The sequence below is a fragment of the Oricola indica genome (assembly GCF_965227485.1).
Classification (GTDB): Bacteria; Pseudomonadota; Alphaproteobacteria; order Rhizobiales; family Rhizobiaceae; genus Oricola; species Oricola indica.
In genome coordinates this window covers 3,599,863-3,619,641 of sequence record NZ_OZ245747.1, presented here as the reverse complement: position 1 = coordinate 3,619,641, position 19,779 = coordinate 3,599,863, and the positions used below count along the sequence as shown (strand labels likewise).

Here is a 19,779-nt window from a genome sequence, read left to right as displayed (position 1 = left end):
GCTATTTCTCCGGTGGCAGGTCCAGCCTCACGATATCCGGCAGGTCGCCGGACACGGAAGGATACCGGGCAGTGACGAGCGGATCGTGCCCGGGAATGATGTGGTCGTCACTGGCTGCAAGCTTGCGCATGCGTGTAACGCCTTCCAGCACGTCGGCCGGGCTGTCGCATACCGGGAACGGTATCCCGCGTTCCATGTTCGCATAGAAATGCGCGGCATCGGATCCGAGCACAACGGGTCCGCGCGCGGTCTCGACCCGGACGATCTGCAGCCCCTGCGAATGACCGCCGACGTGGTGCAAGCTAATGCCGGGCGCGAACTCCTCGTCGCCTTCGTGGAAGCAGACCTTTCCCCGGTAGACACGTTTTACCATGGCGGTGACGTCGTCGACGTCGAAGGGGTGGTTGATCGCGTGGTGGCACATGCAGCGCCCCGTCGCGTATCCCATCTCGGCGTCCTGCAGGTGGAATGTCGCTTCAGGAAAAAGATCCTGATTGCCCGCGTGGTCGTAATGGAGATGCGAGATGATCACGTCCGTGACGGCCGCGTGGTCGCATCCGATCGCGGCAAGGCCTTCATTGACCGGACGTATGGTTTTGCGGCCGCGCTTCTCGCCCGATTCGGGTGAATAGCCGGTGTCCAGCACGATCTTGCGCTTTGGCGATGCGATCACCCAGACGAAGTAGTCCAGCGGCATATCGGTGTCGTGGGGATCTCCGCCAAGGAAGTTTTGCGAAGATCGCCGTCCATCATGGCCATAACGGACGGCATAGATCTCGTAGTGTTCTTGACCCATCAGCCCTGGACCTCGGTCCTTTCCGGTTGCGCTTCTCCGACCTCGACATGGGCCCAACCTTCGACGATCTTTATCATCGAGGTGAAATCGCTGTCAGGCCCATAGACCTGGTTGGTCATGCTGAGCATCTGCCGGACCGCGCTGCCGACGACCATGGGAACCCCCATGGCCTCGGCTTCATCGACGCAAAGGCGCACGTCTTTGAACGACAGGCCTGTCGCGAAGCCGAAGTCGAAAGTCCTGGGGAGGATGGATTTGGGAAACTTGTCCTCGGTGGCGCTGTTGCGGCCGCTTCCCGCATTGATGATGTCGAGCATGATCTTCGGATCCAGGCCCGCCTTGACGCCCATGACGACGGCCTCGCAGGAGACGGCGAGAGCGGATGCGGCGAGTAGATTGTTGGCGAGCTTCATGGTTTGCGCGGCACCCGCGATCTCGCCGAGATAAAACAGCCGGCCGAAGGTTTCCAGAACCGGCTTCACTTCCTGATACGCGGATTGCGGTCCCGAATTCATGACAGCGAGCGTCCCCTCTCGTGCACCCTTCAAACCGCCGCTGACGGGTGAATCGATCATTTTGACGCCGTTTTCGGAGAGGTTGTTGGCGATGTGCGCGGCTGTTTTCGGACCGGTCGTCGAGAGATCGATGAGAATTCGTATCGTCTTCCCGTGCGCGAGACCGTCGGCGCCCAGCGCAACGGTTTCCAGTATCTGCGGGTTGGGGAGGCTGACGATGACGATCTCGCATTCGTCCGCGACGGCCTTCGGAGAATCGACTGCTTTTGCCCCGCTTTCGGTCACCATCTCGACTGCGGCCAGATTCTTGTCGTGAATCACCAACTCGTGGCCGGCAGCGATAAGGCGCAGAGCCATCGGCGCTCCCATTTTCCCCACGCCGACAAAACCGATCTTCTTGCTGCTCATTAAGATGTCTCCTTCCTATCCCGCGCCACGCGCCGTTCGTTTCCGCCCTGCGCATCTGCAGACGGTGCTGTGTTGTTATCCGTTTCGATTTCCAGGATTTCCGCGATGTCGCGGACGACGATGCGATCTCCGACGCCCAGCGCGTCGACCGCGGCCGAATACATCACCTTGTCTTTCGGACAGGAGGTGACGAAGACCGAAACGCCTTCTATATCCAGCGCCTCGCGAATTCGGTTCTCGCTCGGGCGTTCCACGACACCTTCGTCATCCTGCCAGATGCGGCCTCCGCCGGCGCCGCAGCAGAAGCTGTTTTCGCGGCATCGAGGCATGTCGTGCAGTTTCAGGCCGACTGAAGTTATCAGCGTGCGCGGAGCGTCGAATTCGCCGTTATAGCGTCCGAGGTAGCAAGGATCGTGATATGTCGCTGTCCCGCCTTCCGCGGTCTTCCTGATGCGGAGGCTACCGGTTTCCGCGAGTTCGGCGAGCAGGGTGGTGTAGTGAACGACATCATAGTTTGCGCCGAGATACCGGTACTCGTTCCGCAATGCATTCAGCGTGTGCGGATCCGTGGTCATGATGCGATTGAAGTCGGCCGCTTCGAGCGCGTCGATATTCGACTGAGCGAGCATTTCGAAGAGACCTTCTTCGCCTGCGCGCCGGACGTCGTTGCCGCTGTTTTGTTCGGCGTCATAGAGAATGCCGAAGTCGACGCCGGCCGAATGGAGAAGCATCGCGATCTTGCGGGTGACCTCCTGCACTCTTGGATCGTATGACGCGTAGTCGCCGACGAACCAGAGGACATCCACCGGCTCTTTTCGCGCATCCTTCACCTTGAAGGGCAGGCCTTTGGTCCAGCGCGCGCGCTGGCGCGACGGCTGACCCAGGGAATTGCCGAGATTGCCCAGATTGGTGAAGGCGTCCTGCATGCCGGGATTGATCGTACCGGCTTCGACGAGGGTGCGGCGGAGATCGATTATCTTCGGCAGGTGCTCAATCTCGACGGGGCAGGCTTCCACACAGGCACGGCATGTCGTGCATGCCCAGAGGGTTTCCGGTGAAATCGCGCCACCGACGATCGGTTCGTGCGTGCATGACGGGTCGATCATCGCGTCGCGCAGATCGGTGATCAGCAATTTCGGGCTTAGCGGCAAACCGGCCGCATAGGCCGGGCAGGCCGCCTGGCAACGTCCGCACTCCGTACATGTCAGAAGGTCGAGATTATGCTTCCAGCCGAAATCGGAAAAGTGATTGACCCCCGGCTGCTCGCGATCGGCGGGGACCGCCGGCGACATGCCTTTCGGTTCAAGGTTCCGCAGGAAGATATTCGGCGCCGCCAGAAACATGTGCCGGTGTTTCGAGCCGGGGATGTAAACGAGGAAGGCGAGGATCGCGAGAACATGCCCCCAGTAGAAAAAGGCTTCGCCGGCCGGCCAAGTCAAACCGGCGGCACCGAGTGCCTGAGCGATCAGACCTGAGACGGGCCGCCAGGCCGTCGATCCGTGGGCCTGGATCGTAAACGCGCTTTCCATGAACATCGAGCCGACGATTGCCGCGATCAAGACGTAGATCCAGGTCGCGTCGGCATTGTTGGAGCCCTTGAATCTCGCGGGCCGAAGATAGTAGCGGTGCCAGATGGCCAGGGCGACGCCCAGCAGCATCACGACTCCGAAAATATCCTGCAGCAGCCGGAACCAGGTTTCCCCGCCCACCGCAGCGAGCGAGAAACCGGGGAAGAGCTTGCTCCCGAATGCCTGAACGATCGCCGTCAGCAGGACCAGAAAGGACGAGAAGATCATCGCGTGAAGCACGCCGGAAACCGGGCGTTGCAGAAGTTTGCGATGAAGTCCGACCGCAGCCAGAACGCCGGATACGCGCCTTCCGGGATGACCGGTGCGGTCTTCGACCGGCCTGCGGGCTGCGACGAGGGGAGCGATCAGAAACCGGCTTCGCCAAAGCGTGATGGCAACAGCGGAGCCGGTCAGAGCCCACAGGATTGCAGTGTCGCGCATGCCCGGTTACCCAGTTTCCGCCGGACTTTCCTCGAGCCTGTCGCCAAGCGCCTGCATGAAATCGAACAGGTCGCAATTCACCGAATAATGGGCGACATTGAAGATCGGGGCATCCGGATCGGTGTTGACGGCGACTATCTTTTCGGAACCCGCCATGCCTTCAAGGTGTTCCGGTGCGCCCGATACACCAAGTGCGATGTAGAGCTTGGGCTTCACCTTCTGTCCCGATTTGCCAACCTGACGGCGCTTCTCAAGCAGGCCGCCGTCCACGACAGGTCTGCTTCCGGCGAGATCCGCCGATAGAAGCGTCGCCAGTTGCCGCGCCTGTTCGACGCCGTTTTCGTCTGAAATGCCCCGTCCGATGCAGAGGATCCGATCCGACGTCGTCAGGTTCACTCCCTCCAGCTCGGGCGATTGCAGAGATTTCAGCTGGATGTGGCAGTTTTCCAGGGGCTTCGGCTCAAAGGCTTCGACCTTCTCGGCGGCGGTTCTGGGCGCTTCCGGGAAATTGCCGGGCGTGACCGACAAGACGTTTGGCAATGCCAATTCGGTACGCGCGAGCATCTTGCCGCCATAGAGCTGGGAGCGCGCGACGATCTTGCCGCCCTCGTGTTCCAATGCGTTGACGTAGGCGGTAAGACCCATCTCTGCGCGTGCCGCAAGCCACGACGCCAAGTCGAGGCCCATCGCGGAATAGGCCACGAGGACAAGATCCGGCGTTTCGCGCTCAAGAATCTCCAGCACATGGCTCTGGATCGCTTCCGGCGTCAGCGTATCCGTGTTCGCGCCCTCGACGCAGATCAACCGATCCGCGCTTCCGAGAGATTCTGCGGGAGTGGAGGACGTTTCGGCGAAGGCAATCGCGACGACCTCATCGCTCGTTTCGGCAACAGTGCGCGCCGCTGTGATCAGTTCCAGGCTGACCGGATCGATTCCGTCGTCAAGGGTTTCTGCGACTACAAGGATTTTCATGGTCATGCTTCTGTGGCGAGAATATCGATCAGGCGGGCTGCGGCTTCATCTGCCGTGCTGCCAAGCGATATGCCGCCGCCATTGCTTTGAGGCGCCGCGAGTTCGACCAGTTGCCCGGAGGGAGCAAGCGGCGGAGCTTCGATCTCAGCGCTTTCGATAGGCGTCTTGGCAGCTTCACGCAGCTTGCTTCCCGAAACGTAGCGGGGCGCCTTGGATGCCGTTTGAACGCCGAGAACGGCGGGAAGTGCGATTTCGTAGTTTGCGGTGCGTCCGCCTCCGCGTTCCTGGGCGACGGAAAGCGAATTTCCCGACAGCGCGGCGTGGCTCGTGCCCGAAAGGGACGGCCAGTCCAGAAACGCTGCGAGATACGGCGCCAGCTGGCCGTAGAGGTCTTCCGGGGTCTGAACGCCTGTGAGCACCAGGTCGGCGTTTTCATCCTGGATGATCTTCACGATCCCCTTCGCGATGGTGCGCGAACAAATCATCGCATCCGGGTCCGTTTCGACCTCGATGGCCCGATCGGCGCCGCGCGCGAGCGCCATCTGCAATGTCCTGCGGGAGCCTTCCCCGACACCAACCGCCGTCACCTCGGCACCGGTGGCCTCTTTCAGAAGGATTGCTTCCTCCAGGGCCTGGTCGTCGAAATCGTTCAGTTTGAAGTCGAGCCACTCCCGGTCCAGGGTCAGACCGTCCTCATTCAATTCCAGTTCGGACGCCGGATCAGGCATCATCCGAAGGATGACGAGAATCCTCATTTCTTCCTCCCAAATTCCTGGCCGCAAACGCCGAAAGAGCGAATGCAATGCCTTTTCCTCGGGAGGCTAAACGCGGTTTTCCGCCGCGACCAGCAGGCGTCGGGTAATACCGGATATTACCGGATTGCAGATTGACCTGATGCGGGTATCGATAGCTATTTTTTGCCTGTGAGGCGTTGCCCAGGCGTCGCTCCACATCTTTGGAGGAATGTCAGAGATCTTCGGATTTTGAGGCGGTCTGACGCTGCCGATATTCATGAGAACCGGATTTCCGGGAGGAGAAAAATCAATGAATTCAATTCGTCATAAGACAAAAGCGGGCTTCGCCGCAGGTATCGCCGGCGTATTGGTCGCGGGAGTGCTGGCAGTGGTTCCGGCGTCTGCACAGGACGCTGGGCGAAAAGGCTATGAGGGCGTTCCGCGGACGTGGCTTTGGAACCCGAACTTCAACGAGATGGTCGATACGGCGAAGTGGAAGAAGGAAGGTCCGTATACAATCGGCTTCTCCAACGCCTCCATATCGAACGCTTGGCGCGTCGCGTTTCAACACGGTATTCTCTGGTCTGCCGGGCAGAATTCCGACCAGATCGAACGCTTCCTGGTCACCGACGCAAATGATGATCCGGCCAAGCAGATTTCCGATATTCAGGACCTGATCAGCCAAGGAGTCGATCTGCTTCTCATCGCACCGGCGACCGAGGAAGCTCTGGACAGCGTCGTGGGTCGTGCGATGCGACAGGGCATCCCCGTGGTGATGGTGGACCGGAAGGTGTCGAGCCCCGAAAATTACATTACCTTCGTTACGGCATCCGACACCGTTGTGGGCCGCATGGAAGCCCAGTGGATGGCCGAGTATTTGAACGGGGAAGGCGACATCGTCATGCTCCCCGGCATCGCCGGCGCCAGCCCGGCCGAAATCCGCATCAAGGCCAACAAGGAGGTCTTTTCGAAGTATCCGGGCATCAACGTCCTGGAAATGCAATATACCGACTGGAACCCAGCGACCGGCAAGGCGACCATGGCCGCGTTGATCCAGAAGTACGGCGACAAGATCGATGGCGTGCTCGCGGACAGCGCGCTGCAGGGATACGGCGCCATCGAAGCCTATCTGGACGCGGGTTACGGCAAGGGTGAAATCCCTCCGATGACCGGTGGCGATGTGGCGCGCATGTACCAGCTCGCGCACGAATACGATGTGCCGATGATGGGAATCGACTATCCGACATCAATGGGCATTACCGGTGTCGAAACCGCGCTCGATGTGCTCAACGGCGTGCCGGTGCCATCCCGTGTCGAGGTCAACATGCAGATTGTCACGTCGCCCGATGCGGAAACAGCCTCCGTCAAGGCCGACCGCTACCTGCTCGATCATGTGAGCATGGATGATCCGGGTGACCTCTCGCCGAGCAACGGTTTGCCCGAGGGATACAATCCCGCGACGTTCGATCCCGAGTATCCGAAGTAAGCAAAATTCGGTCGAATCCTTCCGGCGTTTCGCCGGAAGGACAACCGGGACAATTTTGCGGGAAAGTCGAAAATGGTCGAGCCTGTACTCGAGTTGACTCAGATCGAAAAGATCTATCCGGGCGTCAAGCCGCTGGATCGGGTTAGCTTTGACGTCGTGCCGGGAGAAGTTCATGCGCTGTTGGGCGAGAACGGAGCCGGCAAGTCGACGCTCACCAATGTGATCGGTGGTGCGATCCGGCCAAACGGCGGGACTATCAAATATCTGGGCCGGGAAGTGGAATGGCGTAATCCCAGGGAAGCGCGCGACGCTGGAATTCATGTCATTCATCAGGAACTCGCGCTCTTTCCCGAACTGACCGTCGCCGAAAACATTCTCGTCGATCATCAGCCGCGTGGGCGGCTGGGACTGTTGTCAGCGCGGGAGCGGACGAGGCAAGCAAAGACCATCCTCAAGTCTCTTGGCGTCAGCATCGATCCGTCTGCCCGCATCGACGAACTTGCCCTGGCGGACCAGCAGATGGTCGAGATCGCCAAGGCGCTTGTCGGCGAGGTCAGGCTTCTCATTCTCGACGAGCCGACTGCGGTCATTTCCGGCAAGGAGGTCGATCTGCTTTTCGACCGGATGCGCCATCTCCGCTCGCAGGGAATCGGAATCGTCTATATCTCGCACCGCCTCGAGGAAATCTTCGATATCGCGGATCGTGTGACCGTGTTGAAGGACGGCAAGCTTGTCGGTTCGGCTCCCGTGGAGGAACTCACGAGAAGCCGCATGATCAACATGATGGTCGGCCGCGAGATCACGCAGATTTTTCCGGCGAAGGCGAGCGCCAACACCGAAGCTGCGGAAGGGCCGGTCTTGCGTGTGCGCAATCTGGCGTCGGGAAAGCGGGTTCGCGATGTCAGCCTCGACGTACGCGCCGGCGAGATCGTCGGTCTCGCGGGTATGGTCGGGTCCGGGCGTACCGAGGTCGCCGACGCCATTTTCGGAATCGCACCAATCGATCACGGCAGTATAGAGCTCGACGGCTCGCGCATCGCCGGTCACCGGCCGTCCGTGTCCATTGGGCGCGGCATCGGCTACCTGACCGAGGACAGGAAAGGTTCGGGGCTTTTCCTGGACATGTCCGTGGCGGCGAACATCTTCGCGCCCGCACTGAGCGACGTCAGTAAAGGTATGCTCGTGGACAACGGGCGCGAAAGGGAAATGGCGGAAGGCCAGGTCAAGGCTTTCTCGGTCGCGACCCCGACCGTGTCCACGCGCGTCGGAGCCCTGTCGGGTGGCAATCAGCAAAAGATCCTGTTTTCCCGCTGGACACGCATCGCGGACCGCCTGCTGATCCTCGACGAGCCGACCCGGGGCGTCGATGTCGGCGCCAAGGTTGAGATCTACCGGATCATCAGGGAGCTGGCGGAGCGCGGACTTGCGATCTTGATGATCAGTTCGGAGTTGCCGGAGGTCGTGGGCATGTCGGACCGGGTCGTCGTCATGGCGCATGGCGAAGTGACCGGGGAGGTCGCAGGCAACGAGATCACGGAAGACAGCATCATGCATTTCGCCGTCGCCGCGCCCAATAGGGCGAGCGACGCGGGACGGGAGGCGGCAGCATGAGCGCTATAGTCGCGACAATGCGGAGGAATCGTCTGCTTCCCAACTATCTGGTCGTCCTGCTCTTGCTGGCGATCATAATCGTGGCGGGCACGCTGATCTCCGATCGCTTTCTCACTGTCCGCAATTTCTCCTTCCTGTTTCAGCAGATGGTCGTTCTCGGTCTTGTCAGCCTTGGCCAGACATTCACCATTCTGATCGGCGGCATTGATCTTTCGATCGGCGCATTGGCCGGAGCCATTACCGTCTTTGTCGCATCCTTCCTGGATTGGCGGCCGGACCTGATATGGGTTGCGGTTCCGGCAGCAATGATGCTCGGCGCGGGGATCGGGGCCATCAACGGTACGTTGTCCGTTTTCCTCCGGGTGCATCCTCTCATCGTCACGCTGGGAATGTCGTCCGTCATTTTCGGACTGACGCTGATGTACCGCAAGCAGCCAGGCGGCTCTGTACCGATCGTGTTCGAGGATATCGCCTACAACAACTTCATGGGCATCCCGATAACCGCCTATGCGCTGGTTGCCGCGTTCGCGATCGCGGGGGTCTGGCTGCAACGCACGGGGACGGGACGGATGCTCTATTTCGTCGGCGGCGATGAGGAAGCGGCACGCCTCAATGGCGTTCCGGTCAGGCGCGTGAAGATACTCGCATATGCGCTCGCCGGACTCTGCACGTCGCTTGCCGCGTTGTTCCTGGTGGCCAAGACCGGGGTAGGCGATCCGCGCATCGGTCTGCCGTTGACGCTGCAGTCCATCACACCCGTAATCGTGGGCGGTACCATTCTCGCCGGCGGTCGTGGCGGCGTGTTCGGAACGTTTCTGGGCGTCCTTCTGGTTTCGATCCTTAACAACCTTCTGAACTTCGCCGGTGTTTCATCCTACTGGCAGTGGGTTGTTCAAGGCCTGATCATCATTATCGCAGTCGGCATTTACCGGTCCGACAGGAGGGGCGGATGACCGAGGTAGATAACGCCGCGATCAGGCGCGAAGGCATGTCGATGGCCGGCATGTTCGAGAAATACGGGCTGATTGTCTTCCTGGCTCTGCTCCTGATAATTGCCGCGGTCACTTCGCCGGCATTTCTCGGGCCTCAGAATCTCGTAAACGTGTTGACCATCGCAGCTCCCTTGGGGATGGTCGTCATTGGCCAGACTTTTGCAATTCTGGTCCGCGGCCTGGATCTTTCGGTCGCCTCTCTCATGGCTACGGTTGCGGTCCTCGCCACGGCATTCAAGGCCACCGACGACAGCGTCATTCCTTTGATTTTCGTGGCCGCCATCATCCTCTCGGCCATGGTCGGCTTGCTGAATGGATGGCTGATTGCGAAGCGCGGTGTGAGCCCGTTCCTGGCGACACTTGCGACGATGATCATCTTGCAAGGCGCCCGGTTCGCCTATACCGGCGGCGCGCCCATCTCCACTTTGCCGCCGGGGATGGCATGGCTGGCGTCAGGCCGCGTATTCGGAATCCCGGTCAATCTGCTCGCCTTGGGTATCCTTGCCGTATTCGCCGGCGTGTTGTTGCACCGTTCGAGGATCGGGCGTCAGATCTACATGGTCGGCACCAATCCCCGTGCGGCGTTCCTGAACGGAACCTCTCCCGAGCGGATCACGATCCTTTGTTACGTTCTCAGTTCGGTTTGTGCCGGGATCGGTGGGCTGTTCCTGCTCGGCTATGTCGGAACAGTCTCGAACTGGGTGGGGCAGGGCTATGAACTCGATTCCATCGTGGCCGCGGTCATGGGCGGCGTCGCGCTTTCCGGCGGTCGTGGGACGATCGTCGGCGCGCTTCTCGGCGTCGTCGTACTTGTCGTTATCAGCAACCTCGTATTGCTGCTCGGTTTTCCGATCGAGATGCAGGAGGTCATCAAGGGCGTCATCATCATCGGGGCGGCCGCCTTCTATCGTCAGCGGCTGATGTAACCGCCGCCGAAACAAACCTGAACTGGAGGAGACTTTCGATGTCTGTCGAAAAACTGGAGCCGAGACGAAGCCGCCCGCGGCGCGACGAGGAGGTTGACGTCGTCATCGTCGGTGCGGGGCCGTCGGGATCCGTGGCTGCGCTCGAACTGGCGCGGGCCGGTATCTCGGTCGTCGTGCTGGAGCAGGGCGATTGGCCCGACTACGATGATTATACCGGTGCGCGCCCGGAGCACGAACTGGTGGCGACCAAGCTCTGGCACCCCAATCCGAATGTGCGCGACAATCCGCGCGACTATCCTGTCGATACCTCGACGACCGATATCAATCCGCTCATGTATGCCGGCGTGGGGGGAAGCGCGAACCTCTATGGCGCGCAGTGGATGCATTTCCTCCCGTCCGATTTCAAGGTTCGAAGCATGGATGGTGTGGCCGACGACTGGCCGTTCACCTATGAGGATCTACTGCCCTTCCAGCTCGAAATCGAACGGCAGGTCGGTGTGTCCGGTCTGTCCGGAGACCCCGCCTACCCACCACGCGGCCCGTATCCGTTTCCCGCCCTGCCGATGGGCAGCGTGGGGCATCGCGGAATCATGGGTCAGGAAGCGATGGGTTGGCACTGGTGGCCCGGGTCCAACGCCATCCCGTCGGAATCGTTCGGTCAGCTCAATCCGTGTGTGCGCAGGGGCACGTGCCTGACCGGCTGTCCCGAAGGGGCGAAATCGACCACCGACCGGTCGCATTGGCCGTTGGCGCTGAAGGCTGGCGCCACTCTTGTAACGAATGCGCGCGTCAGCGAGATCGAGACCGGTGCCGACGGTCTTGCCACCGGCGTCGTCTATATCGACGGCAACGGGCGAACTCGCCGCCAGAAGGCCAAGGTTGTCATTCTCTGCGCGAACGGTGTCGGAACACCCCGGCTGCTGCTGATGTCGGGTGGCGAGGACGGTCTCGCCAACTCCTCCGGCCTTGTCGGCAAGCGGCTGATGATGCACCCGTTCGCAAGCGTGCTTGCCTCGTTCGAGGACCCGCTCGATAGCTGGCGGGGGCCATTTGGCCAGCAGATCTATTCGCTAGAATTCTACGAAACCGACGAGAGCCGGGGATTCCTCCGGGGGTCGAAGTGGAACTGCATGCCCTCCGGCGGTCCCGTCGGGGTGTCCGGCGCGATCGGGTCGAAGGTTTATGTGTCCGAAGATGGCGATTTCCGCGATTTCTGGGGCAAGAACCTGCATGAAAACGTTGCCCGGCGTTTCGGACATTCGCTGATCTGGGGCATCGTGGGCGAAGACCTGCCGGAGGAAGATAACCAGGTGGTGCTGTCGAAGGATCTCGTCGACAGCGATGGCCTGCCGGCACCCCAGATCAAGTATCAGGTCAACGAAAACTCCAACCGGTTGCTGAACTTCAACATCGAGCGGTGCCTCGAGAGCGTGAATGCGGCCGGCGCGATCGAGACACTGGTCAGTACGCCGGTCCGGGAAAGCGGTTGGCATCTGATCGGAACCACCGTGATGGGCGACGACCCGCGCAAGTCGGTGGTGGACCAGTGGGGGGCAACCCATGACGTCCCGAATCTCTACGTGATGGATGCATCGACCTTCCCGACATCGGGCGCGACCAACCCGACTGCGACCATCATGGCCGTCGCATTGCGAAACACCCGCCGCATGATTGCCGAGCGGCGCAACCAGAAGGTGGCATGACATGAGTGAGCAACATGGCGATACCTTTCTCGCGCTGGCGGATTTCCTGATCCCGCGACATGGCGACATGCCGGCCTATTCGGAGGTCTGCACCTATGACACTGCGCTGGCCGCACTGGATTTTCGCATCGATCTCAAGGAAGGCTTCGAGCGCGCCGTCGCCGTCGATTTGAAGGATGGCGCCGAAGGCGCGCTTGAGAAGATGGCCGAAGGCGATGCGGAGGCGTTCAACGCGCTCAGTACCGTGGCGGTCTGCACCTACTACATGGACCAGAAGGTTCGCGAACTGATCGGCTATACCGGCCAGGAAAGCGTCACCTACGATTCCAAAGCGACGCAACCCTACCTCGTGGACGGATCGCTGGCGAAAGTGATCGCCCGCGGCCAGACCTATCGCCCCACCCCGGGGCTTTGAATTTCATCTCCGACACATTGAAAGGAAGACAAACGACATGAGCAAGGAAACCTTCGAGAAGGGCCTCGAAATCCGCAAATCCGTGCTCGGCGCGGAATTCGTCGAGAAGTCGATTGCCAGCGCGGATGATTTCAATCTTCCGCTCCAGGAACTTGTCACAGAGTATTGCTGGGGCGCCGTATGGGGCCGGGACACGCTCGACAAGAAGACGCGCTCGATGCTGAACATCGCGATGCTCAGCGCGCTCAATCGCAAGCATGAGCTTACGATGCATGTCAAAGGCGCGATCCGTAACGGCGTCACCAAGGAAGAAATTCGCGAAGTGCTGCTTCAGGTCGTGATCTATGCCGGCGTGCCGGCGGGCGTCGACAGCTTCCGCACCGCCAAAGAGGCGCTGGCCGAGTTGGAAGCCTGACCATGCGTGAGCAACTGCCTGTCGAACGTTACGACATGCTTGTCGGGGGCCGGTGGACCGGCTCCCGCACAGAGCGCACCTTCGACAGCCACGACCCCTATACCGGGGAGACGTGGGCGCGTGTCCCGCGTTCTTCGGCCGACGATGTCGCCGACGCGGCGGAAGCCGCCGAGGCGGCTTTTCAGGGTGAGTGGCGCTCGATGACGGCGTCGAAGCGGGGGCTGTTGCTGTGCCGCTTCGCCGATCTGCTGGCCGAGGAAGCCGAAAACTTGGCCAGGCTTGAGACCCGCGACAACGGCAAGCTAATCAGCGAAATGCGGATGCAGCTCAATTACATGCCCCAATGGTTCCGATACTTCGGCGGCTTGGCCGACAAGATCGAAGGCAGGGTCATCCCGATCGATAAGCCAGGCGTGTTCAACTACACGCTGGAAGAGCCGCTTGGCGTGATCGCCGCAATCACGCCGTGGAATTCGCCGCTGATGCTGGCGACATGGAAGCTGGCGCCGGCGCTGGCCGCCGGCAATACGGTGGTCTGGAAACCGTCTGAATATTCCTCTGTTTCGGCGCTGGCCTTTGGCCGGTTGTTCGAGAAGGCAGGATTTCCCGACGGCGTCGTCAACATCGTCACTGGTTTCGGCCATGAGATAGGCGAGGCGTTGGTCAAGCATCCCAAGGTGGCCAAAGTGGCGTTCACTGGCGGTGACGCGTCCGGCCGCAAGGTCTATGGCGGTGCGGCCGAGGGGCTGAAGAAGGTGACGCTGGAACTCGGCGGCAAGTCGGCCAACATCGTGTTCGCCGACGCGAAGATGGATAGCGCTGTGCCGGGCATCGTGTCGGGCATTTTCGCGGCGTCCGGACAGACCTGCATCGCGGGCTCGCGCGCCCTGGTTCAACGCTCCGTCTATGACGAGGTGGTCGAACGGCTCGTCGGCTTTGCCCGGACGGCGCGGATCGGCGATCCGCTGCTGGAGGACACCCAGGTCGGGCCGATCACGACCGAACCGCAGCGCAAGAAGGTGCTCGACTATATCGACATCGCCAAGTCGGAAGGCGCGACCTGCCTGCTCGGCGGCGGCGTTCCGGAGGGTAATGGCTGGTTCGTCCAGCCGACGATCTTCGGCGATGTCAGCCCGCAAATGCGGATCGCCCAGGAAGAGGTCTTCGGGCCGGTACTGTCCATTATCCCGTTCGAGGATGAGGACGATGCGGTGCGCATTGCCAACGACACCATTTTCGGCCTCGCGGCCGGTGTGTGGACGCAGGATGTCGGGCGCGCGTTGCGCCTGCCGAAGCGGCTCGTCGCGGGCACCGTATGGGTGAACATGTACCGCGCCACCAGCCCCCTGTCGCCGTTCGGCGGGATGAAGCAATCGGGCTTCGGCAGGGAAAACGGCCAAACGGCCATTCGCGAATATCTGCAGGAGAAATCGGTCTGGATCGACATGGAAAACTCGATTCCTGCGCCATTCGTTCAACGCTAGGGCCGTAAGCCCAAGGGAGATAACGATGACAATTCAAGACGTTGCAGCGCCCGGCCAGTCGGGCGACGGGGAGGCTTTTGTCCGCCGCGACCAGATGCTGTTCATCGGCGGGAAACACGTTCCGCCGGTGTCCGGGCAGATGCTGGATGTGGAGGACCCGTCCAGCGGCGAAGTCCTGGGCCGCGTCGCGGAAGGCGACAAGGCCGATGTCGATGCCGCGGTTATGGCGGCGCGGCGCGCCTTCGAAGGTCCGTGGAGCGAGATGTCGCCGTCGGAGCGCAGCCGGATCATCTGGCGCCTGGCCGACCTGATCCTGGATCATGCCGGCGAACTGGCGACGATCAACACGCTGGAAAACGGCAAGCCGATCGGCGACAGCCTGAACGGCGAAGTGCCGTTCACCGCCGATGTGTTTCGATACTACGCCGGCTGGGCGACCAAGCTCAACGGCGAGACCATGACGGTTTCTGCGCCCGGCAACTGGCACACCTATACCCGCCGCGAGCCGATTGGCGTCACCGCGCAGATCATTCCCTGGAACTTCCCGCTGGCGATGCTGGCCTGGAAGGTGGCGCCCGCGCTGGCGACAGGGTGCACCATCGTGCTGAAGCCGGCGGAGCAGACGCCCATCGGCGCTCTGCGGCTGGCCGAGCTTGCAATGGAAGCCGGCCTGCCGGAAGGCGTTCTCAACGTTGTGACCGGATATGGCGCGATGGCCGGAGCGGCGCTGTCGGCGCATCCGGGGGTCGATAAGATTGCCTTCACCGGCTCGACGGCGACCGGCCGGGCCATCGCCACGGCGGCTATCGGCAACCTGAAAAAGGTGAGCCTGGAACTCGGCGGCAAGGCACCGACCATCATTCTCCCCGATGCCGATCTGGACATGGCGATTGCCGGCGCGGCGAGCGGTTCCTTCTTCAATGCCGGCCAGAGTTGCGGGGCCGGCACCCGGCTTTACGTGCACCGCGATGTCTATGACCGCGTGGTCGAAGGTGTCGCCGAGCAGGGTGCGGCCATGCAGATGGGCGCGGGCATCGATCCCGCCACGCAACTCGGCCCGGTCGTTTCGCAAAAGCAGCAGTCGCGCATCTTCCGCATTCTCGAAGAGGGCAGGGACGAGGGCGCGGAGGTCGTCTGCGGCGGCTTCGCTCCCAACCGGGAAGGCTATTTCGTCTCGCCGACCATTGTCGGCAATGTGCGTTCCAGCATGGCCGTCATGCGCGAAGAGGTCTTCGGCCCGGTCGTCTGCGCCATTCCCTTCGACGATGATGGTCTCGACGAGGTGGCGCGTGCGGCCAACGATACCGAATACGGCCTCGCCTCGGCGATCTGGACCAACGATCTGAGCAAGGCTCACCGCCTGGCGGCAAAGATCAAGGCCGGGACCGTGTGGGTCAACACGCACAACTTCAACGACGTCACGATGCCGTTTGGCGGCTTCAAGCAGTCGGGATGGGGCCGCGACCTCGGCGCCCAGGCCCTCGATCTCTACACGGAGACGAAGACAGTCGCGATGCGCCTGCCGTAACCGGCAGGTGCGAAAGGGAGGACGGCATGAACTGCTACGAGATCATCGATCCGAGATTCAATTCGCTCATCGACCCGGTGGCGTTTCTCGAAAAGCTCCACGGCGAAAACCGATGGGCGGAAGGGCCGGTCTGGTTCGCGGATTTGCGTTGCCTGATCTGGAGCGACATTCCCAATGACCGAATGCTGAAATGGGAGGAGGAGACCGGCGCGGTTTCCGTTTTCCGCGCCGGAGTGTCCAATCCGAACGGGTCGACGCGCGACCGGGAAGGGCGCCTGGTGACCTGCGAGCAGGGCGGACGGCGTGTTGTCCGCACGGAGCATGATGGCCATGTCACCGTGCTGGCCGACAGTGCCCACGGGGCGAGGCTGAACTCCCCCAATGATGTCGTCGTCAAATCGGACGGATCCATATGGTTCACCGATCCGAACTACGGCATCATCTCCGACTATGTCGGGCGAAAGGCGGCGCAGGAACAAGAGACCTGCAACGTTTACCGGATCGACCCCGACAGCGGCGACGTGACGGTCGTCGCCGACGATTTCGATATGCCGAACGGTCTGGCGTTTTCGCCCGACGAAAGCTTGCTCTACATCGCCGATTCCGGCTGGCTGACGGATCGGAGCGCACCGCATCACATCAGGGCATTCGAGGTTGACGGCGACAAACTCGGCACGTCACGGGTCCTGGCGGAAATCGCACCCGGAATTCCGGACGGGTTCCGGGTCGATACAGCCGGTAATCTCTGGGTCAGCGCCTGGGACGGCGTTCACTGTCTGACACCCTCGGGCGAACTGATCGGAAAAATCCTGGTTCCCGAAGTTGTCGCAAACGTCACTTTTGGCGGCGCGCGCAACAACAGGTTGTTCATAACGGCGACGACCGGGGTCTATTCGGTGTTTTTGAACACGACCGGCCTGCGATATCCGTCCTGATTGGCGCTGCCCATCCTGCCTGGCCTTCCAATGGCCAGAGAGCCGCCATTGAATCAGAACCTTCCACGCTTAGGCCGTTTATGCGGGATTCTGAGCCCTTCACGCCGCCAAATGCGCTTCACCGTGCTTGAGACGGACAGACCAGCCGTCCTGCTCAAGCAGCCAGTGGATGCGCCTTCAGCCATAGTGCCCGAACCAGTTCGCCCTCTCAGTCCGCGCGGTCTTCGATGCGGGTCATTTCGCGACGGAACGGAACGACGTCGGCATCGGTTTGCTCAACCGCATTCCGGCATCCTGAGGACCCAACACGGCGCATCCTGCACGGAAGCAGCTTCCTGCACGTTTCCAGCCTTTGGGCGGAACGTGATGGGCGGCCAGCCGTCAGATGACCATCGCTTGCCCGCCATTCAGGTCGAGAGACGCGCCGTTGACAAAACCGGCTTCCTCGGATGCGAGATAGGCGATCGCCGCGGCGACATCCTCCACGCGACCGTGCCGGCGGACCGGAATGCTCTCCAGAACGCGCGCGCGCTCCTCGGCGCTTTGCCTTTCGGCGAGCAACCGCTCGACCCGCTCTGTAATGATCGCACCGGGACACAGCGTGTTGCACGTTATGCCGTGCGGCCCGAATTCCTGCGCGATCTGCAGTGTGAAGGCCTGCATCGCGCCTTTCGAGGCGCTGTAGTTCGCCCCCGCGAACAGGCTGCCGAAGCGGCCTGCCTTCGACCCCATATTGATGATGCGCCCGTATCCCGACTCGATCATGTGCGGAAGAACAGCCCGCGTCGTGCGCACGCACGCGGACACGTTCACGTCCATGACCCGTGCCCAGTCCTCGTCGCTCTGTTCGAGGAAATGGAAGGGCGTGTGCAGCGAGCCGCCGATATTGTTCACCAGCACGTCGATCCTGCCGTTGCGGTCGGCCATCCGCGCGACGGCATCAACGACAGCATCGCCATCCGTCATGTCCACCACTTCGGCGGTTACCGGAAGTCCGGCGGCGGCGACTTCGCCCGAAAGGTCGTCGAGCTTCGCCGTGTCGCGGTCCCAGACCGTGACCTTCGCGCCCTCGAGCGCGAGCCGGAGGGCCACGCCGCGGCCAACGCCGCTTGCAGCGGCGGTGACCAGGGCGGTTCGGTTCTTAAAGCGGTTCATTGTCGACCGCCGGATGGTGGCTGGCATCGGGATCGACCTTCACGTCGACGACGACGGGTCCGCCCATCTTGTGCGCCTCGTCGAGTGCATCCCGGATTTCGTCGGGATGGTAGACGGCCAGTCCCTTGCCGCCCATGCCCTCGGCAACCTTGACGAAGTCCACTTCGTTGAAATCGACCGCGAGACGCTTGTCACCCAGATTGTCGCGAACCATGCCGAGGCCGGAATTGTTCGAGACCAGAAACACCACGTCCAGGTTCTGCTGGACGCAGGTGGGGATCACCTGAACCGTCATCATGAAACCACCGTCGCCGGCAAGGCAGGTAACGCGCTTTTCGGGCAGTGCGAGCTTCGCCGCCGCCGCGGCCGGTCCGCCCCAGCCCATCGCACCGGTGCCGCCGGGCACAAGGAGCTGGCCGGGATAGGGCATTCTGAGCCCGAACGTCGCCCAGATCCGGTTCGACCCGGCGTCGAGCGCCAGAAGGTCGTCCGGCCCGAGAAAGCATTGCAGGCCGCGCACGACATCGGAGTGATGTACCGTGCCCTGCGCTGACGGCAGGTCGGGCAGGTCGAAATAGCCATTGCGCTTCTTCCCGTCGGTCAGTGCCCCAACACGTGTTTCGCGCCTTGCTCCCGACAGGCCCTGTTCCGCCAGCATCGCGACGACATCGCTCGCGTCGCCTGTGATGGCGAAATCGACAGGATAGACCCAACCCGCATTGCGTGGGTCGATATCCACCTGCGCCAGCGTCTGGTCGCCGGGTCGGATCAATCCTTCCTCGCGGAATCGCGTGTAGTCCGGCCCCATCGAGGCGCCCAGCATGACCACGAGGTCGGCTTGAGCGACCGCGCGGTTGGCTGCGCGGTGTCCCCAGGTTCCCATCATGCCGACACAGATGTCGGAGTTTTCGGATATTGCGCCCTTGGCGTTGTAGCTCGTGGCGATGCCGACGCCGGCCGCTTCGGCCAGTTCCTGCAATGCCGCGCCACAACCTGACGAAAGCACGCCGTTGCCCGCGATGATCAGCGGACGCTCGGCCTTGTCGATCATCTCGGCCAGTCGCGAAACGGCGCCGGCATCGGGCCGCGACGGCGTATATGCGTAATATCCCTGTGACGGATAGAGCTTCGGTTTCGAGGTCTCCGGCATTTCGGCACGGATGATCGGTGTTTTCATGACCACTGCGGCCGGTCCCTGTCGCGGCAGGACCGCGTGTTTGACCGCCATCTGTGTGCCGTAGACGGCTTCCTCGGGCGTCGTCGCATAGGTGCAGTATTTCGTGATCGGCTTTAGCGAAGCCATCGCGTCTGCCCCGCCGTAATCTCCGGTCATCGTCTGGTAGACGCCCATCTGACCGTAGCCGTCATAGTCCGAGGTCTCGGTCAGGACGACCATGGGTGACCCCGAGAAGTGCGCCTCAAGAATTCCCATGCCGCCGATCGTCGTAACCCAGGGACCTTGTCCCATCAGAACCGCCGGCCGGCCGGTCAGGCGGCCGGTGACCTGCGCCATGACGGAAGCGATCCACTCGTTGCGGGTCAGAACCACATCGAAATCGGCCTTGGCGTCGTGGAATGCGGGCAGGGACCATGTGATGCCCAGGCCCGGCAGCGTAAAGGCGCGGTTGACGCCGGACTCCACCAGAGTCCGGACCACAGCTTCATTTGTCTTTGTCATTGCTGTTCTTTTTCCTT

The 19,779-nt window shown here is 61.7% G+C and carries 17 protein-coding genes and 1 pseudogene; 10 read left to right on the top strand and 8 right to left on the bottom strand.

What is annotated here, in order from left to right:
* Position 1: 1 nt before the first annotated feature.
* Genes ACQK2M_RS18140 through ACQK2M_RS18120 form a run of 5 tightly spaced genes read right to left on the bottom strand, consistent with a single transcriptional unit; the run spans position 2 to position 5,455 of the window.
* On the bottom strand, positions 2 to 796 hold the full coding sequence (locus ACQK2M_RS18140) for an N-acyl homoserine lactonase family protein (protein ID WP_425418941.1): 795 nt from the start codon (positions 794 to 796) through the stop codon (positions 2 to 4).
* Positions 796 to 1,719: an NAD(P)-dependent oxidoreductase gene (locus tag ACQK2M_RS18135; protein ID WP_223477043.1), complete on the bottom strand. Its 924-nt coding sequence runs from the start codon at positions 1,717 to 1,719 to the stop codon at positions 796 to 798. The genes ACQK2M_RS18140 and ACQK2M_RS18135 overlap by 1 nt, the downstream gene beginning before the upstream one ends.
* A complete protein-coding gene (locus tag ACQK2M_RS18130) occupies positions 1,719 to 3,728 on the bottom strand; it encodes a (Fe-S)-binding protein (protein WP_425418940.1) in 2,010 nt (669 codons plus the stop codon). Before ACQK2M_RS18130 ends, ACQK2M_RS18135 begins: the two co-directional genes overlap by 1 nt.
* Positions 3,729 to 3,734: 6 nt before the next feature.
* Positions 3,735 to 4,700, bottom strand: coding sequence for an electron transfer flavoprotein subunit alpha/FixB family protein (locus ACQK2M_RS18125; protein ID WP_425418939.1), 966 nt, complete (start codon positions 4,698 to 4,700; stop codon positions 3,735 to 3,737).
* Between the two features lie 2 nt (positions 4,701 to 4,702).
* Complete coding sequence (locus ACQK2M_RS18120; RefSeq protein ID WP_425418938.1) at positions 4,703 to 5,455, bottom strand: electron transfer flavoprotein subunit beta/FixA family protein; 753 nt, start codon at positions 5,453 to 5,455, stop codon at positions 4,703 to 4,705.
* Between the two features lie 289 nt (positions 5,456 to 5,744).
* On the opposite strand from ACQK2M_RS18120, the gene ACQK2M_RS18115 reads away from it, so the two are divergent.
* The 10 genes from ACQK2M_RS18115 to ACQK2M_RS18070 all read left to right on the top strand — a co-directional run bounded on the left by ACQK2M_RS18115 (position 5,745) and on the right by ACQK2M_RS18070 (position 16,929).
* Positions 5,745 to 6,920, top strand: coding sequence for a substrate-binding domain-containing protein (locus ACQK2M_RS18115; RefSeq protein WP_425418937.1), 1,176 nt, complete (start codon positions 5,745 to 5,747; stop codon positions 6,918 to 6,920).
* Between the two features lie 72 nt (positions 6,921 to 6,992).
* A complete protein-coding gene (locus tag ACQK2M_RS18110; RefSeq protein ID WP_425418936.1) occupies positions 6,993 to 8,531 on the top strand; it encodes a sugar ABC transporter ATP-binding protein in 1,539 nt (512 codons plus the stop codon).
* Positions 8,528 to 9,484 carry an ABC transporter permease gene (locus ACQK2M_RS18105; RefSeq protein ID WP_425418935.1) on the top strand — a complete coding sequence of 319 codons (957 nt, stop codon included), beginning with the start codon at positions 8,528 to 8,530 and terminating at the stop codon, positions 9,482 to 9,484. Before ACQK2M_RS18110 ends, ACQK2M_RS18105 begins: the two co-directional genes overlap by 4 nt.
* Positions 9,481 to 10,449, top strand: a complete 969-nt coding sequence (locus tag ACQK2M_RS18100) for an ABC transporter permease (RefSeq protein WP_223477036.1) — start codon at positions 9,481 to 9,483, stop codon at positions 10,447 to 10,449. Before ACQK2M_RS18105 ends, ACQK2M_RS18100 begins: the two co-directional genes overlap by 4 nt.
* Positions 10,450 to 10,487: 38 nt before the next feature.
* On the top strand, positions 10,488 to 12,152 hold the full coding sequence (locus tag ACQK2M_RS18095) for a GMC family oxidoreductase (protein WP_425418934.1): 1,665 nt from the start codon (positions 10,488 to 10,490) through the stop codon (positions 12,150 to 12,152).
* A 1-nt stretch (position 12,153) separates the two neighbouring features.
* Positions 12,154 to 12,567, top strand: a complete 414-nt coding sequence (locus tag ACQK2M_RS18090) for a hypothetical protein (protein ID WP_425418933.1) — start codon at positions 12,154 to 12,156, stop codon at positions 12,565 to 12,567.
* Between the two features lie 37 nt (positions 12,568 to 12,604).
* Entirely contained in the window at positions 12,605 to 12,982 is a 378-nt protein-coding gene (locus tag ACQK2M_RS18085) for a carboxymuconolactone decarboxylase family protein (RefSeq protein ID WP_223477033.1), read from the top strand.
* A gap of 2 nt (positions 12,983 to 12,984) precedes the next feature.
* The gene (locus ACQK2M_RS18080) at positions 12,985 to 14,466 is read left to right on the top strand and encodes an aldehyde dehydrogenase (RefSeq protein ID WP_425418932.1); all 1,482 of its coding nucleotides are present in this window, start codon (positions 12,985 to 12,987) and stop codon (positions 14,464 to 14,466) included.
* A 25-nt stretch (positions 14,467 to 14,491) separates the two neighbouring features.
* Positions 14,492 to 15,994, top strand: a complete 1,503-nt coding sequence (locus ACQK2M_RS18075) for an aldehyde dehydrogenase family protein (RefSeq protein ID WP_425418931.1) — start codon at positions 14,492 to 14,494, stop codon at positions 15,992 to 15,994.
* A gap of 26 nt (positions 15,995 to 16,020) precedes the next feature.
* Positions 16,021 to 16,929 carry an SMP-30/gluconolactonase/LRE family protein gene (locus tag ACQK2M_RS18070; RefSeq protein WP_425418930.1) on the top strand — a complete coding sequence of 303 codons (909 nt, stop codon included), beginning with the start codon at positions 16,021 to 16,023 and terminating at the stop codon, positions 16,927 to 16,929.
* Positions 16,930 to 16,988: 59 nt separating this feature from the next.
* On the opposite strand, the pseudogene ACQK2M_RS18065 reads toward ACQK2M_RS18070, so the two are convergent.
* The 3 genes and pseudogenes from ACQK2M_RS18065 to ACQK2M_RS18055 all read right to left on the bottom strand — a co-directional run.
* Positions 16,989 to 17,133: pseudogene (locus tag ACQK2M_RS18065) on the bottom strand (IS3 family transposase); the annotation flags it as partial.
* Between the two features lie 177 nt (positions 17,134 to 17,310).
* The gene (locus ACQK2M_RS18060) at positions 17,311 to 18,084 is read right to left on the bottom strand and encodes an SDR family NAD(P)-dependent oxidoreductase (protein ID WP_425418929.1); all 774 of its coding nucleotides are present in this window, start codon (positions 18,082 to 18,084) and stop codon (positions 17,311 to 17,313) included.
* Positions 18,071 to 19,762, bottom strand: a complete 1,692-nt coding sequence (locus ACQK2M_RS18055; protein WP_425418928.1) for a thiamine pyrophosphate-binding protein — start codon at positions 19,760 to 19,762, stop codon at positions 18,071 to 18,073. The genes ACQK2M_RS18060 and ACQK2M_RS18055 overlap by 14 nt, the downstream gene beginning before the upstream one ends.
* Positions 19,763 to 19,779 lie beyond the last annotated feature (17 nt).